This window comes from Microbacterium sp. MYb62, assembly GCF_002979475.1.
Taxonomy (GTDB): domain Bacteria; phylum Actinomycetota; class Actinomycetes; order Actinomycetales; family Microbacteriaceae; genus Microbacterium.
On the sequence record NZ_PCOY01000019.1, the window covers coordinates 38249 to 53117 of the forward strand.

Here is a 14869-nt window from a genome sequence, read left to right on the forward strand (position 1 = left end):
AGTCATGCATCCATTAGGAACGAATCCAACCTAATGCCCTCATACCTTCGAGATATGGAAAACACGACGCTCACCTTCAGCCCCTTCGCCGTCTCGGTCTCCGCCGCCGAGGTCGCCGATCTCCAGGATCGCCTCGCCCGCACCCGCCTTCCGCAGCCGTCGCCGACGGATGACTGGGATGCCGGCACCCCCAACTCCTACCTGCGCGAGGCAGTCGCCGCCTGGCGCGACTTCGACTGGGCAGCCGCCCAGGAGCGGATCAACGCCGTCCCGCACTTCACCACCGAGGTCGACGGCCAGACGATCCACTTCATCCACGTGCGCTCCGCTCACGAGGGCGCGACGCCGCTGCTGCTCGCCCACACCTATCCCGGCTCCTCCGTCGACTACCTCGATGTGATCGACCGGCTCGTCGACCCGGTGGCCCACGGCGGCCGTGCCGAAGACGCGTTCGACGTCGTGATCCCGGATGCGCCGGGCTACGGCTTCTCGCAACCCCTGGCTTCGGCCGGGTGGACGACCGCTCGGGTCGCGGAGGCGTACGACCGCCTCATGCGCGGCCTCGGCTACGACAGCTACGGCATCCACGGCTCGGACAACGGTGCCATGGTCGCCCGCGAGCTCGGACTGCGGAACCCGGAGGGCTTCCTCGGGCTCCACGTGCTGCAGCTGTTCTCGTTCCCCTCCGGCGACCCCGCCGAGTTCGAGAAGCTCGAACCCGCGGACTACGCCGGCCTCGAGCACATGCAGTGGTTCCAGTCGGTCGGCGGGTACAACACGATGAACGCCTCGCGCCCGCAGACCGTGTCCGTCGGGATCAGCGACTCCCCGGTCGGGCTGCTCGCCTACAGCGAGCTGTTCAACTCGTTCGGCAACGGCACCTCTCTGGTGCCACTGGAGAAGATCCTGCTCGAGGTCAGCGTGAACTGGTTCGCGAACGCGGCGTCGGGAATGAGCCGCAGCTATCTGGAGAACGCCAGGGCCGATGCCGCCGCCGAAGGGGCGGAGAATGCCGCGCCGCCGGTCAACGCCGCGCGGACCGGGGTCGCGGTCTTCGCCGACGACTTCCAGACGATCCGGGTCTTCGCCGAGCGCGACAACTCGAACATCGTGCACTGGAGCCGCTTCGACGAGGGCGGGCACTTCGCCGCTCTGGAGCGGCCCGACCTGCTCGCCGACGACATCCGCGCGTTCTTCGCCACCCAGTCTTGACACCTCGCCCTGGTTCTTCATCCAGACCCACCCGTGCGACCGTCGCGCGGGTGGGTCTAGCATGACGGCATGTTCGAGTCGTGGAGCGAGTTCAACGTCGCGATGGCGGGAGCGACGGCCGCGCTCGCCGGACTCGTGATCGTCGCCGCGAGCGTGAACATCGCCGAGATCGTCAAATCGCGCACTCTGACCGCGCGGCTCCTCGCCGGGATCGCCGCACTGCTCCTGGCCCTCGCGGTGTCGGCGCTGGGACTGATCCCCGGCATCGACGGCCCCTGGTTCGGCGCTGCGGCCGTCGCCGCGACGTTGCTGGCCGCGGTGTTCCAGGTGCATGCGACGCGACTCATCGCGACCGACCCGAGCCCCGAGGACCGTGCCCGACCGCTCAAGTACCTGGTCGGCTTCCTGCCGATCTTCGCCTACCTCGCCGCGGGTGTGCTGGTGGGGATCGGGCATCCGGCCGGGCTCTACCTCGCGGCGGCGGGCTGCCTGCTCGCGATCGTCTCGGCCGTGGTGGTGTCGTGGGTCGCGCTCGTCGAGGTCTTGCGCTGAGCGTGTGCTCGCGGAGACGGGAGTCGCGCGTCAGCCCGTGACGGTGAGCTGCACCTCGGGGGTGCCGCCCGCCTCGACCCAGGCCAGCGAGCGCTCGAGGATGCCGCGCAGCACGTCGAGGTCGATCTGATCGAGGTCCTTGATGTAGAGGCAGCCGACGCCGGTGGTGTGCGGGCCGAGCTTCGCCAGGGCCTCGGTGTGCTCGGCGACGCCGTCGAACAGATAGATCGTGGTCGCGGCCTTGCGCGGTGCGAAGCCGAGCAGCCCGCTGTCGCCCTCGGTGCCGGTGGGGTAGCGGTAGTGGCACGAGCCGAACCCGATGATCGTGCCCCACGTCTGCGGCTCGCGTCCGGTGATCTCCTGCATGAGCGCGGTCAGGGTCTCGGCATCCCGGCGCCGGATGGCGGGGGAGGAGCGGGCGATGAGCCCCGCGACGTCGTCCCCTGTCGGCTTCACTTCGGGGCCTTCGCCGCGGCCTTCATGGCCTTCTTGTGCTCGCGCACCTTCGTGAGCGAATCGGGCGAGACGATGTCGGCGACGCTGCGATACGAGCCGTCGTCACCGTACGGAGCGGATGCTTCGCGCCAGCCCTCTCCCGTGAAGCCGTACTGCTTGCCGAGGAGCGCGAGGAAGATCTTCGCCTTCTGCTCGCCGAACCCGGGGAGGGCCTTCAGCCGCTTCAGCACCTCGGGCCCCGAGGGGGCGCCCTGGGTCCACAGGGCCGCGGCGTCGCCGCCCCAGTCGTCGACGAGGGTCTGACACAGCGTCTGCACGCGCGTCGCCATGGACCCGGGGAACCGGTGCACGGCCGGAGTCTGTTTGAAGGCCTCGAGGAACTCGTCAGGGTCCATGCCAGCGATCGCCGTGGCATCCGTCGCTCCGGTGCGCTGCTCGATCTTGAGAGGACCGGCGAACGCGGTCTCCATCGGAACCTGCTGGTCGAGGAGCATCCCCACCAGCAGGGCCAGCGGGTTGTCGGTCAGCAGCTCGTCGGCGGCGGTGTCTCCGGTGATGTGAAGGGCCATGCCTCCAGTGTGCCACTGGGGAGGCAGAGCAACAGGTCATCAAACGGTTCATCTCGCGCTAATGCTAGTTCTCGGCCATTTAAGCAAAGTAAATGCTACTCTACTGGCAGTAGTGAGAGGGGTATTGTGGCGTATAACATCACGCGGCAGAGGGGCACGTTCGGTGAGCACCTGCGGGCTTGGCGCATGGTCCAGGGATTGACTGCTCAGCAGGTCTGCGAACGGGCGGAGATCTCGCTCACGACCCTGCGCAATCTCGAGCGGGGCGACGGGGGTGTTCGTCTCGAAGCGGTGCTGCAAGTGGCCAGGGCGTTGGGTGTCCTCGATTCTCTGGTGGAGAGCGTCGACCCGTTGCGCACCGACCTCGGGCGCGCACGCGCCGATCTCATCCATCGAAAGCGTGTGCGATGACCGACGTCGTCGTGCGCGTGAGTCGTCGAGGCGAAACGATCGTGGCCGGCACCGCGCACTTCACCCGGGAACGCCGGACCGTCACGACCACATTCACCTATGACACGGCCTACCTCGCCGCTGCGGGCAACCTGCCGATCGACCCGGCTCTGCCGCTCTTCTCCGGGAACCAGTACCTCCCTCGCCTTCCCGGCGCATTCGGTGATAGTGCGCCGGATCGGTGGGGGCGGAACCTCCTCGTCCGGAGGGAGCGGCAGCTCGCGACCGAGGAGAGGCGAACGGTGCGCTCTTTCGACGACGTCGACTTCCTCCTGGGGGTCAACGATGAGACCCGCCAGGGTGGGCTGCGGTACTCCCTTCCCGGCAGTGATGTGATGCTCTCTCCACACACCGATGTGCCTCGACTGGTCGCCCTCCCCGCACTCCTGCGCGCCAGCGACGAGGTCGCCGCCGATGGCGAAGAGGTCGCCGCCTACAAGAGGCTCCTCGCCGCTGGTACGGCTTCCCTCGGTGGCGCACGACCCAAGGCCACCGTGCAACTCGCTGATGGTGCGCTGGGAATCGCGAAGTTCCCCCACCAATCGGATGAGAGAGATGTCATGGCATGGGAATGCGTGTCGCTCGACCTCGCCGAGGTGGCGGGGATCGATGTGCCGCGTCGCCAGCTGGTCAAGGTGGGCGATCGCCACGTGCTGCTGCTCGCGCGGTTCGATCGCTCGGGGACCGTGCCCGGCGCTGAGCGCATCGGGTACACGAGCGCGATGACGATGCTCGAGGAGACGGATGGCGTCTCCCGCGACTACATCGACATCGCGGAGCATCTCGCAGACTTCTCCGCAGCTCTTCGCTCCGATCGGAGGGAGCTCTTCGACCGGGTCGTGCTGAGCATCGCACTGCACAACACAGACGATCATCTTCGCAACCACGGCTTCCTCGAAGTCCCGGGAGGGTGGCGGCTGAGCCCCGTCTTCGACGTCAACCCGAACCCCGATCTCGCTGAGGAACGCGCCACCTCCATCGCCGGAGCGACGAGTGCGAGCGACGAGGCCGCGGGTCTGCACGAGCTCGCCGCAGTCATGGGTATCAAGGATGAAGAGGCGCAGGCGCGCGTGCAACGCGTGGTCGAGGCCGTGGGGGAGTGGAGAGGAGTCGCGATCCGATACGACGTTCCTGACTCGGAGCAGCGGGCGATGGGGGCGGTCATCGACGACCGCGTCGCGCATCTGCGTAGCCGATTCGGCCTGTAGCGCAGGATCCGATCGGCGATCGAGCGGGGATTCCGTTCGGCAGCTACGCGATGGACGGGGCTCTGCCGGCTTCTTCTCCGTCGGCGTCGGCCTCGGGCGCGATGCCGTACAGGGCGGCGAGTGCGGCGGTGAACTCGTCGGCACGGCCGGCAGCGGCGAGCTCGTGCGCCCGCACGGTCGGGGTGTGCAGCAGCACGCCGGAGAGGTGACGCAGAGCCTGTTCGACCTTGCCGTCCTCATCGCCCCGCGCGCGGGCACGGTCGATCTCGCGCTCCAGCAGCTCGAAGATGTGCGAGCGGAAGGCCACGACCGACGGGGTGACGCTCTGGCGTGCGCCGACCACGTGGAAGGTCTCCGCAGCTTCGCGGACGACGGAGCGCGCGGCATCCGTCGCCTGCAGCTCTTCGAGCGGGGCGTGCAGGCGGATGGTCTCGAGGTCGAGCAGGGCCACGCCCTCGAGCGCGGCGACCGCGGGGTCGACGTTGCGCGGCATGCCCAGGTCGACAACGAGCTGGCTGTGCGCACCGACGGGGCAGCCGGCGGCTGCGGGGCCGGTCGGCAGCTGCAGGTGCTCGGGGCCGAGCACGGGCTCCGTGGCCGTCGTGCAGGTGATGAGCAGGCTCGACCGTGCGGCGGTGCGGGCGTACTCGTCGGCGGTGATCGGACGGATGCCGTGCTTCGCGGCGAAGACCTCGGCGCGGCCGGAGGGCGAATACACCGAGATGTTCACGGCGCCGCGTTCGCGGAGCGTGGCGAGGGTGACGGCGGCATAGGCGCCGGTGCCCACCAGCAGCACGCGCTCGGCGGACCAGTCGGCGATGCGGCTGTCGGCCAGCTCGAGCGCGAGACGCACGAGCGAGCGACCGGCACGACCGAGGGCGGTGACGTTCTTGACCTTGCGCTGCGCCTGGCTGGCGCGCTGGAAGAGACGCTCGAGCTCGGGTGAGGTGGTGCCGTCCTTGCGGGCGGACGTGAGAGCGCGGCGCACCTGACCGGCGATCTCGCCCTCACCGGAGACGACGGATTCGAGGCCGGAGGCGACGGAGAAGAGGTGCTCGGCCACGCGGCGCCCGGAGTGCACGGTGTAGGCACCGTCGAGGTCGGCGGCGGGGATGCCGGTCGCGGACTCGACCGCCTCGATCACGGCTTCGACGCCGATGGCGCCGGCGGCGGTGACCGGTTCGTCCATCTCCACGTACGCCTCGAAACGGTTGCACGTCGCCAAGACGACCGCACCCTGCACGCACGGCGTCAGGCCCACGATGGTGGGTGCGACGTCGTCGGGGGTGCGGCTCAGGCGTTCGAGCAATTCGAAGGAGGCGGTCTTGTGACTCGCCGTCACACACAGCAGCACAGATCGATTGTACCGGAGCGGCTGCGGGCGGAGGTTCGCGCGGTCGAACTCGGCGGCTCCATAAGGGTCGGATGGGAGGATGGGGGCATGGCCCTCTCCGACGCCCCGCTCCTGCGCGCCCTCGCCGGCGACCGTCCCGCCCACGCTCCGGTGTGGTTCATGCGGCAGGCCGGGCGGTCCTTGCCCGAGTACCGCGATCTGCGTGTCGGGACGCGGATGCTCGACGCCTGCCTCACCCCCGACCTCGCCGCCGAGATCACCCTGCAGCCGGTGCGCCGCCACGGGGTCGACGCGGCCGTCTTCTTCAGCGACATCGTCATCCCGTTGCGCCTGGCCGGCGTCGAGGTCGAGATCGAGCCCGGTCGCGGCCCGGTCTTCGCGAACCCGGTGCGCACGGCGGCCGACGTCGACCGCATCACCGCGATCGACCCGGACGGCCTGGACGGCACGGCCATCGCCGAGGCCGTTCGGCTCGTCACGGCGGAGCTCGGCGACACCCCGCTGATCGGTTTCGCCGGCGCGCCCTTCACGCTCGCGGCCTATCTCGTCGAGGGCGGCCCCTCCAAGGAGCACCTGCGCGCCAGGGGAATGATGCACGCCGACCCCGAGTCGTGGAACCGTCTCGCGGGCTGGCTCGCCCAAGTCTCGCGCCGATTCCTGGAGACGCAGCGCGACGCCGGAGCATCCGTCGTGCAGCTCTTCGACAGCTGGGCCGGGTCTCTCAGCACCGCCGACTACCGCACATTCGTCGCCCCGCACTCGCACGCGGCGCTTGCGGGAATCGGACTCCCGACCATCCACTTCGGCGTCGGGACCGGACCCTTCCTCGCCGACATGCGCCTCGACGGTGTGGCCGACGGGGTGGGTGTCGATTGGCGGCAGCCGCTCGACGAAGCCGCCGCGATCCTCGGACCCGATGTCACGGTGCAGGGCAACATCGACCCGGCGCTGCTCTCCGCCCCGTGGCCGGTGCTGGAGGCGCACGTGCGCGACGTGCTCGAGCGCGGCCGTGCGGCGCGTGCCCACATCCTGAATCTCGGCCACGGCGTTCCGCCGGAGACCGATCCCGACCAGCTCACCCGCATCGTCGAACTGGCGCACACGGTCTGACGCTCAGGCGCCCCGCGTCCGCCGCAGGCGACGCGTGACCCGCAGGTCGTCGAGGGTGAAGCGGCCGACCGGGAGCGCATCGCGGATGCTCTGGTCGTCGAACGGGCGCGAGGGGCGGATGCCGAGGGGAGCCTCTGGTGCGAACGGCACCGCCTCGCTCACGCCCTCGGCGAGCATCCGCGCCTGGGCCTTCGCGACGAGCGGGACCACCATCGTCCACTCGGTCAGCTGGGCGAGCACCCGGACCATCCACGTCGGCACGGGGAGGAATGCGGGGCGACGTCCGGCGACGCGCGCGATGCGACGGATGGCCTCGCCGAGCGTGACCTCGTCGGCTCCCAGGACCGCGATCGTCGGCTCCGCGATCCGCCCCTCGAGCGCCGCGAGGAGCACGTCGACGGCGTCATCCACCGGCACCGGTCGAGCCGTGCGCTCGCGGTAGCCGACGGTCCAGAACAGCGGCAGGGTCCGGACCGCCTTGGTCACGTGGTCGACCATGTGGTCGCCGGGACCGTAGATCATGCCCGACTTGAGGATCGTGTGCGCGATACCGGAGGCGCGGACGATCTCCTCCGCCTCCCACTTCGACTCGTGATAGCCGGACCCGCAGTCGGGGCGCGCCCGGAGGAAGCTGACCAACACGATGCGCTGCACCCCTGCGCGGCGGGCGGCCTCCACCACAGCCTTCGTGCCGTCCACGTGCACCCGGCGGAAGGTCTGCTCGCCGAGCTCCCGGTTGATGCCCGCGCAGTGGGCGACGGCGTCGCAGCCCTCGAAGGCTGCGGTCAATGCGTCGACGTCTGTGATCTCGACGCCGCTGCGCCGGGAGATCACGACCGTGTCGTCGAGACGCTCTGCGAGATTCCTTCCGACGAATCCCGTGCCGCCCGTGATCGCAACCCTCATGGTGCATCTCCTTCGCTCATTAGCTACGCGGCTAAAGACTATCTAGCGAAAGTGCTATATTGCAACCATGGCAGACAGCGCGACCGACATCTTCGCAGCGCTCGCGCATCCGACGCGACGCCAGATTCTCCAGGACCTCAAAGACGGCGAGCTCGCGGCCGGGGAGATCGCCTCGCGGTTCTCCGCGAGCGGCCCGACCATCTCCCGCCACCTGAGCGTGCTCCGCCAGGCAGGCCTCATCAGCGAGCGTCGCGACGCCAACCGCATCCTCTACTCCCTCGTCGGCGAAAGGCTCGCGCTCTCGGTCGGGGACTTCCTCTCGACGGTGTGTCCCGAGCAGATCGTGCTGCGCGAGGTCCGCAAGCGCGGACGCGGCACCGCCGAGCCCGTCGAGGCCTGATCGCCCCCTCGCGCCGTCGAGGCCGGAACCGGCCCGGTGCGAGAATTGAGGGCATGACCACTGAGCCGTCTTCCGCCGAGCCCTCTGTCGCCGAGCCATCCGACCTCGCCGCCCGCGCGGCGGAAAAGCACGTCGTCGTCGTCGGCGGCGGGATCGGCGGACTCGTCGCGGCACGGGAGTGCGCGAAGGTCGGCATGCGCGTCACCCTCCTCGAGGCGACGGACGACCTGGGCGGCGCGATCCGCCGTGTCGAGCTCGGCGGCGTCGTGGTGGATGCCGGGGCCGAGAGCTATGCGACCAGGGGCGGCCTCGTGCGCGCGCTCGTCGAAGAGCTCGATCTGGCCGATCGCATCGTGGTCCCGCAGGGCAGTGGTGCCTGGCTCGCCGGCATCCCGGGCGTCGGTGCCGCGCCTCTGCCGGCGGGTGGCATCCTCGGGATCCCCGCCAATCCGTTCCAGGACGACGTCCGTCGCATCATCGGCTGGTCGGGTGTCTGGCGTGCCTACCTCGATCGCGTGCGTCCGCCGCTCACGATCGGACACCAGCTCAGCCTCGGCAAGCTCGTCGCCTCGCGGATGGGCGCGAAGGTGCGCGACCGCCTCGTCGCGCCCGTGACGACAGGCGTGTACTCGGCATCCCCCGACGACGTCGACATCGACGTCGCCGCCCCCGGGCTCAACGCCGCCCTCACCCGTGTCGGCTCCCTCTCCGGTGCGGTGCAGACCCTCCGCGATGACGCGGCGGCGAAAGCCTCGGAAGCGCGCGCGGCGGCGAAGACGCCCGGTGCGGCCGTCGAGGGGCTCTCCGGAGGCATGAGCACACTCGTCGATGCGCTCGCCGCCGACCTGGTGCGCCTCGGTGCCGAGGTGCGCACGGGCGTGCAGGTGCGCACCGTGCGCAAGACGGGGGCGCACTGGTCCGTCGAGGCGGTGGTCGACGTCCCTGCTGATGTCGCCGTCGACGTCCCTGCTGATGTCGCCGCCGACGTCCCTGCCGATGTCGCCGTCGACGTCCCTGCTGATGTCGCCGCCGACGTCCCTGCAGATTTCTCCGCCGATGTCTCCGCTGAGGCGCTCGTCGCCGAGCTGCACGCAGCCGAGGTCGACACCGCGCCGCCGATCACGGAGGAGATCACCGCCGACGCCGTCATCGTCGCGACCCCCGAGTCCGCGGCGCGGATGCTCCTTGCGGCGGCCGTCCCGGCGCTCGCGAAGACGGAGGCCGCGGCATCGCCCGAGATCGAGATCGTCACGCTCCTCCTCGACGCTCCCGAACTGGCTGCGGCACCGCGCGGCACCGGTGTGCTCACGGTTCCGGGCAGCCACACGGCCAAGGCGCTCACGCACTCGACGGCGAAGTGGACCTGGGTGCGCGATGCCGCGGGGCAGAAGCAGATCGTCCGGGTGTCGTTCGGCGCCCAGGGAGAGCCGGCGGCCACGGCGGACCTGAGCGACGACGCGGCCGCCGATCTCGCGCGGGTCGAGGCCTCGACCCTGCTCGGCGTCGCCCTCGCCCCCGAGTCGGTCCTCGCCTCGCATCGCGGTCGCTTCGTCCAGTCGCAGCCGGCATCGGTCATCGGCTCCGGAGAGCGCCGCACCGCGGCGCGTGCGGCGATCCAGGCGGTGCCGGGGGTGGCCGCGGTCGGCGCCTGGCTCGCGGGCACCGGGCTCGCGCAGGTGATCCCGGATGCGCGTGACGAGGCCGATCGTCTGCGGCGCGCGCTGTTGTGGGACTGAGAGATGTGGGAGTGAGAGGTCGCTCCGTGTCAACCCTCTGACCCATAGATGCCGAAATCGGCATACGGGGTTACGCTGGGTACCTGGTCGCGGGGAGCAGATGCCTGTGGTCGGTCCCAACCGGGCGAATCTGGCCGGACAACCGGAACAAGGTGAGGAGACCCCATGAAGGGGAAGATCGGACTCGTCGTCGGGCTCGGCGTGGGCTACGTCCTCGGCACCCGTGCCGGGCGTGAGCGCTACGAGCAGATCAAGACGCAGTGGCTGAAGGTGTGGCACCTCGATCCCGTGCAGGAGCAGGTCTCCAAGGTCAAGGGCTTCGTCGGCGATAAAGCCGCGGCCGTGCCAGGAGCGCTCTGGACCGGTGTCGTGAAGGTCGCGAAGTCGGTCAGCGGCTCCGGCACTCCCGGTCAGCGACTCGACTCCGCCATCGCCACCGGCCGTGAGGCGGCAGAAGACCTCGCCGAGGCGACCGAAGAGGCCGTCGAGGCCGCGAAGGCGACCGCGTCGTCGTCCTCCTCCGCGTCGAAGTCGGCTGCGTCGAAGTCCTCGGCGTCGAAGGCGACCGCGTCGAAGTCGACCACGTCGAAGCCGGCCGCCAAGAAGCCCGCCACCAAGTCCGCCCCCAAGAAGTCCGGCGCCTGACATGCCCCGCGGATACCGAGATCGTGCCGACGACAGCCTGCTGACCCTCCTCGGGGATCTGCCGGAACTCGTCACGAATCTGGTCAAGGCCGAGATCGACGCCGCGAAGGCGTGGATCTCGCGCACCTCGAAGGATGCCGGCATCGGTTCCGTGTGGTTCCTCGTCGCGCTGTTCTTCCTGTTCTGGGCCGTGCCCGTGATCCTCGTCTTCGCGATCGCCGGCCTCTCCTCGTGGTGGCCCGTGTGGCTCTCGGCGATCGCGGTGTTCGGCATCCTGATCCTGGCCGTCCTGCTGTTCGCACTGCTCGGCATCCTGAAGTTCCGCAAGGTGCTCGCGCGCCAGAACCCGGCGCAGGCCGTCGCCGAGGACATCCGACTCGTGAAGGAGGCCGGCGATGACGAACTCTGAGTCGATGCCGCGCACCGCCGTCCCCGGAGGGATCGTCGATCCCGTCGCCTCGGCCCGCGCGGAGCTCAAGGCCGCCCTCGCGGCGATCGAGGTCAAGGGGAACGTCCCTCGTCGCCTCGAGAAGGCGTCGACGCGTGCGGCGGCGAAGGCGCGGGTGTTCGCCGATCGCAATCCGCTCGGCGCGATCGCTGCTGCCGTCGGCGTCGCCGCGGTCGTGGGAGGCGCGGTCTGGGCGATCGCGCGCGCGATCTCGCGCTGAGCTGAGATCTGACGTCGAGCCGGGATCTCGCGCTGAGTGGGATCTGGCGCCGCGATCCGGAGCCGGGGTGCAGCATTCCAGGATGCCCCTGGCCCGCCCCTGTCGGTGATTAGCGGCTCCTCCGCAAACGAGGCAGACTGGGGTCATGATGTCCGAAGAGCGCGATGAGAACCCGTCCGGCTTCACCCTCTGGGCTGTCTGGCGACGAAACCCCGACGTTCCCGTGACGGAGAACGACTCGACCGAGCTCGAGACGATCGTCTCCTACATCGAGGACTCCGGCGTCACCGTCCGCGGCTTCTACGACGTCTCCGGCCTCAAGGCCGAAGCCGACCTCATGGTCTGGCTGCACGGCGAGACCGCCGAGGAGCTGCAGAAGGCGCTGCGTCGTCTTCGTCGCACCGAGCTGCTGCGCCCCCTCCTCCCGGTGTGGAACGTGATGGGTGTGCATCGCGATGCCGAGTTCAACCGTGCGCACGTGCCGGGCTTCCTCCGCGGCGTCGAGCCCAAGGACTGGCTGTGCCTGTACCCGTTCGTGCGCACGCCGGAGTGGTATCTCGCCCCGGAGGAGGAGCGTCGCAAGATGCTCGCCGATCACGGACGCAAGGGCGCTGCCTTCACGGGCGTGCTCGCCAACACCGTCGCCTCGTTCGCTCTCGGCGACTACGAGTGGCTGCTTCCGCTCGAGGCCGATGAGCTCACCGACCTCGTCGATCTGATGCGCGACCTCCGCTACACCGATGCCCGCCTGTACGTGAAGGAGGAGGTGCCCTTCTACACCGGGCGCAGGCTCCGGTTCGACGAGATCGCGGACGTCCTCCAGTAAGCGCCATGAGCACCCCCATCCGTCTGGGTACCCGTCGCAGCGCGCTCGCGCAGGCGCAGTCGGGCCACGTCGCCACAGCCCTCGAGAAGCTCTCGGGGCGTCCTGTCGAGCTCGTCCCCATCACCAGCGAGGGCGACACCAACCGTGCCTCCCTCTCCGAGATCGGCGGCCAGGGCATCTTCGCCACGCGGCTCCGCGAGGCGCTCTTCGCGGGGGAGTGCGACTTCCTCGTGCACTCTTTGAAGGATCTGCCGACGGCCATCCCCGATGGACTCGTGATCGCGGCGACCCCGAAGCGGGAAGATCCGCGCGACGTGGTCCTGACGCGCGACGGCGTCCCGCTGCACGAACTGCGCACGGGCAGCACGGTCGGCACCGGCTCGCCGCGCCGCATCGCGCAGGTGCACCGGCGCGCGCCGGGCGCCGAAGTCGTCGACATCCGCGGCAACGTCGATTCCCGTCTCGCACGAGTCGTCTCCGGGGAGCTGGATGCCGTGATCCTCGCGGCGGCGGGTCTCTCCCGGCTGGGGGCGGAGTCCCCGCTGCGGCGTGAGGAGCTCGGCCTCGGCGAGTGGCCGACCGCGCCCGGACAGGGCTCTCTCGCCGTCGAGACGCGGGCGGACGCCCCGGAGGAGCTGCTCTCGGCGCTCGCCGGCCTCGACGATGCGCAGACCCGTCTGGCCATCACGGTGGAGCGCGCGATCCTCGAAGGACTGGACGCCGGATGCCAGGCGCCGATGGCCGCGCACGCCGTGGTCGACGGCTCCTCCGTGCGCGTCAGGGCGGTCGTCTATGCGGTCGACGGAGGGCGCCGGATCGGCCTCGACGTCACCGAGGAGCTGAACGGGGAGTATATTCGTCGGAACGGCAGTGGCAATGGAGCGGATGCTGCCGATGGTGCAGACCCGATGCACGCAGCGCGCGAGCTCGGGTTCACTGTTGCCCGTCGGCTGCTCGATCAAGGGGCGGCCGGCCTCGTATCCCGAGAGCAATCCTCATGACCACTTCCGAAATCAAGCAGGACCGACCGCTGGACGGCTGGCGCATTCTGGTGCCCCGTGGCGGGCCGTGGGGCGATGGCGTCGCCGCGAGTCTCCGCGCCCAGGGCGCCGTGCCCGTGGTGGCTCCCCTCATCAACTTCGCTCCGACGACCGACCAGGCGGCGCTCGACGCCGCCCTGGAGGAACTGGCCTCCGGAGCCTTCGACTGGCTCACGATCACGAGCGCGACGACGGTCGACGTGCTCTTCGCGCATCGCGCCGTCGTTCCGCGCGGGACGAAGATCGCCGCCGTGGGTGAGACGACGGCCGCCGCTCTCCAGGCCGTCGGTTACGAGGTCGCTCTGGTCCCCGAGCAGGACAACTCGGCGGAGGGGATGGCGCAGCAGCTGATCGCGCTGGAGACCGAGCCGCGTCGCATCCTGGCTCTGCGCAGCGAGATCGCGAAGCCGGTCCTGAGCAAGCAGCTCTCCAAGGCCGGGCACGATGTCGCGAGCGTCGTCGCCTACCGCACGGTCGGCGTTCCCGTGACGGAACGCATCCGCCGCGACGTCGAGAACGGTCGCATCAACGCGATCCTCATCACCAGCGGGTCGGTCGCCGAGCAGGTGCGGGAGCAGTTCCCGGAGATCCCCGACGAGACGCTGCTCGCCGCGATCGGACCGCGCACCGCGAAGGATGCTCAGCGTGCGGGTCTGCCCGTGTCGGTCGTCGCCGACCGTCAGACCGTCGACGCGCTGATCGACGCGGTCTCGCACTTCACCCTCCCGCACGCGGCCGACGAGTTCGCGCCGTGAGCTTCCCCGAAGTCCGGCTGAGGCGGCTGCGTCAGTCCCGAGCCGTGCGCGATCTCGTGCGCGAGACCTCACTGCAGCCCCGACAGCTCGTGCTGCCCCTGTTCGTCCGCGAAGGCATCGCGGAATCCGTGGAGATCGGGTCGATGCCCGGGGTCGCGCAGCACTCGCTCGACTCGCTGCGCGCCGCAGCCGTCGACGCTGCGGAGGCCGGTGTCGGCGGCGTGATGCTGTTCGGTGTGCCGGCCGTGCGTGATGCTCGTGGATCCGGGGCCGACGATCCCCGGGGCATCCTGAACATCGCCACCGAGGCCCTGGCCTCCGAGGTCGGGGATGCTCTCGTGGTGCAGACCGACCTGTGCCTGGACGAATTCACCGACCACGGCCACTGCGGCGTGCTCGCGGTCGACGGCTCGGTCGACAATGACGCGACGCTCGAACGGTACACCTCGATGGCGCTCGCCCAGGCGCGCGCGGGCTCGCAGCTGCTGGGCCTTTCCGGGATGATGGACGGCCAGGTGGCGGTCATCCGCGCCGCGCTGGATGCCGAGGGCTTCACCGACACGCTTCTGCTCGCCTATGCGGCGAAGTACGCGAGCGCCTTCTACGGACCGTTCCGCGAGGCTGTCGACTCGCAGCTGACGGGCGACCGCCGCACGTATCAGCTGGACCCCGGCAACCGGCGCGAAGGCGTTCTCGAAGCTGTGGTCGACGAAGCCGAGGGCGCGGACATCGTGATGGTGAAGCCGGCTATGGCTTTCCTCGATGTGCTGCGCGAGGTGCGGGATACCGTGCGTATTCCGGTCTGGGCATACCAGGTGTCGGGCGAGTACGCCATGATCGAGGCCGCCGGTGCGAACGGCTGGATCGATCGCCGTGCCGCTGTCCTCGAGTCCCTGCTGTCCATCCGCCGTGCGGGCGCCGACGCGGTGCTGACCTACTGGGCGACCGAGGCCGCCGGCTGGTTGCGCGACTGATCCCTCGG

Annotated in this window: 18 protein-coding genes; 14 read left to right on the forward strand and 4 right to left on the reverse strand. The window is 69.9% G+C overall.

Annotated elements, in window-relative coordinates:
* The first annotated feature begins 54 nt into the window (after window positions 1–54).
* Together CQ042_RS15870 and CQ042_RS15875 are read left to right on the forward strand one after the other, a co-directional pair.
* Window positions 55–1212 (forward strand): epoxide hydrolase family protein, encoded by a 1158-nt coding sequence (locus CQ042_RS15870; RefSeq protein WP_105671422.1) that lies wholly within the window; start codon window positions 55–57, stop codon window positions 1210–1212.
* Window positions 1213–1281: 69 nt separating this feature from the next.
* Window positions 1282–1764, forward strand: coding sequence for a hypothetical protein (locus CQ042_RS15875; protein ID WP_105671423.1), 483 nt, complete (start codon window positions 1282–1284; stop codon window positions 1762–1764).
* Window positions 1765–1794: 30 nt separating this feature from the next.
* On the opposite strand, the gene CQ042_RS15880 is transcribed toward CQ042_RS15875, so the two are convergent.
* Both CQ042_RS15880 and CQ042_RS15885 read right to left on the reverse strand, forming a co-directional pair.
* Window positions 1795–2220: a DUF1801 domain-containing protein gene (locus CQ042_RS15880; protein WP_105671424.1), complete on the reverse strand. Its 426-nt coding sequence runs from the start codon at window positions 2218–2220 to the stop codon at window positions 1795–1797.
* The gene (locus tag CQ042_RS15885; RefSeq protein WP_105671425.1) at window positions 2217–2789 is read right to left on the reverse strand and encodes an HhH-GPD-type base excision DNA repair protein; all 573 of its coding nucleotides are present in this window, start codon (window positions 2787–2789) and stop codon (window positions 2217–2219) included. The genes CQ042_RS15880 and CQ042_RS15885 overlap by 4 nt, the downstream gene beginning before the upstream one ends.
* A gap of 126 nt (window positions 2790–2915) precedes the next feature.
* Here CQ042_RS15885 and CQ042_RS15890 point away from each other — a divergent pair, with 126 nt between their 5' ends.
* Both CQ042_RS15890 and CQ042_RS15895 read left to right on the forward strand, forming a co-directional pair.
* A complete protein-coding gene (locus CQ042_RS15890) occupies window positions 2916–3200 on the forward strand; it encodes a helix-turn-helix transcriptional regulator (RefSeq protein ID WP_308736985.1) in 285 nt (94 codons plus the stop codon).
* Entirely contained in the window at window positions 3197–4447 is a 1251-nt protein-coding gene (locus CQ042_RS15895) for a type II toxin-antitoxin system HipA family toxin (protein WP_105671426.1), read from the forward strand. Before CQ042_RS15890 ends, CQ042_RS15895 begins: the two co-directional genes overlap by 4 nt.
* A gap of 43 nt (window positions 4448–4490) precedes the next feature.
* On the opposite strand, the gene CQ042_RS15900 is transcribed toward CQ042_RS15895, so the two are convergent.
* Entirely contained in the window at window positions 4491–5801 is a 1311-nt protein-coding gene (locus CQ042_RS15900; RefSeq protein ID WP_105671462.1) for a glutamyl-tRNA reductase, read from the reverse strand.
* Window positions 5802–5888: 87 nt separating this feature from the next.
* Here CQ042_RS15900 and hemE point away from each other — a divergent pair, with 87 nt between their 5' ends.
* Window positions 5889–6911: a uroporphyrinogen decarboxylase gene (gene hemE / locus CQ042_RS15905; RefSeq protein ID WP_105671427.1), complete on the forward strand. Its 1023-nt coding sequence runs from the start codon at window positions 5889–5891 to the stop codon at window positions 6909–6911.
* A gap of 3 nt (window positions 6912–6914) precedes the next feature.
* On the opposite strand, the gene CQ042_RS15910 is transcribed toward hemE, so the two are convergent.
* Entirely contained in the window at window positions 6915–7817 is a 903-nt protein-coding gene (locus CQ042_RS15910) for an NAD(P)H-binding protein (RefSeq protein ID WP_105671428.1), read from the reverse strand.
* Between the two features lie 67 nt (window positions 7818–7884).
* Here CQ042_RS15910 and CQ042_RS15915 point away from each other — a divergent pair, with 67 nt between their 5' ends.
* The 9 genes from CQ042_RS15915 to hemB all read left to right on the forward strand — a co-directional run bounded on the left by CQ042_RS15915 (window position 7885) and on the right by hemB (window position 14861).
* Entirely contained in the window at window positions 7885–8217 is a 333-nt protein-coding gene (locus CQ042_RS15915) for a metalloregulator ArsR/SmtB family transcription factor (RefSeq protein WP_105671429.1), read from the forward strand.
* A 53-nt stretch (window positions 8218–8270) separates the two neighbouring features.
* Window positions 8271–9953 carry an NAD(P)/FAD-dependent oxidoreductase gene (locus CQ042_RS15920; protein WP_105671430.1) on the forward strand — a complete coding sequence of 561 codons (1683 nt, stop codon included), beginning with the start codon at window positions 8271–8273 and terminating at the stop codon, window positions 9951–9953.
* A 165-nt stretch (window positions 9954–10118) separates the two neighbouring features.
* Window positions 10119–10598 (forward strand): hypothetical protein, encoded by a 480-nt coding sequence (locus tag CQ042_RS15925; protein ID WP_105671431.1) that lies wholly within the window; start codon window positions 10119–10121, stop codon window positions 10596–10598.
* 1 nt (window position 10599) lies between these two features.
* Complete coding sequence (locus CQ042_RS15930) at window positions 10600–11007, forward strand: phage holin family protein (RefSeq protein WP_105671432.1); 408 nt, start codon at window positions 10600–10602, stop codon at window positions 11005–11007.
* On the forward strand, window positions 10994–11266 hold the full coding sequence (locus CQ042_RS15935) for a hypothetical protein (RefSeq protein WP_105671433.1): 273 nt from the start codon (window positions 10994–10996) through the stop codon (window positions 11264–11266). Before CQ042_RS15930 ends, CQ042_RS15935 begins: the two co-directional genes overlap by 14 nt.
* A gap of 145 nt (window positions 11267–11411) precedes the next feature.
* Complete coding sequence (gene hemQ, locus CQ042_RS15940) at window positions 11412–12092, forward strand: hydrogen peroxide-dependent heme synthase (protein WP_105671434.1); 681 nt, start codon at window positions 11412–11414, stop codon at window positions 12090–12092.
* A gap of 5 nt (window positions 12093–12097) precedes the next feature.
* Window positions 12098–13093, forward strand: a complete 996-nt coding sequence (gene hemC / locus CQ042_RS15945; protein ID WP_105671435.1) for a hydroxymethylbilane synthase — start codon at window positions 12098–12100, stop codon at window positions 13091–13093.
* Complete coding sequence (locus CQ042_RS15950) at window positions 13090–13887, forward strand: uroporphyrinogen-III synthase (protein ID WP_105671436.1); 798 nt, start codon at window positions 13090–13092, stop codon at window positions 13885–13887. Before hemC ends, CQ042_RS15950 begins: the two co-directional genes overlap by 4 nt.
* Window positions 13884–14861, forward strand: a complete 978-nt coding sequence (gene hemB / locus CQ042_RS15955) for a porphobilinogen synthase (protein ID WP_105671437.1) — start codon at window positions 13884–13886, stop codon at window positions 14859–14861. The genes CQ042_RS15950 and hemB overlap by 4 nt, the downstream gene beginning before the upstream one ends.
* Window positions 14862–14869: the final 8 nt, after the last annotated feature.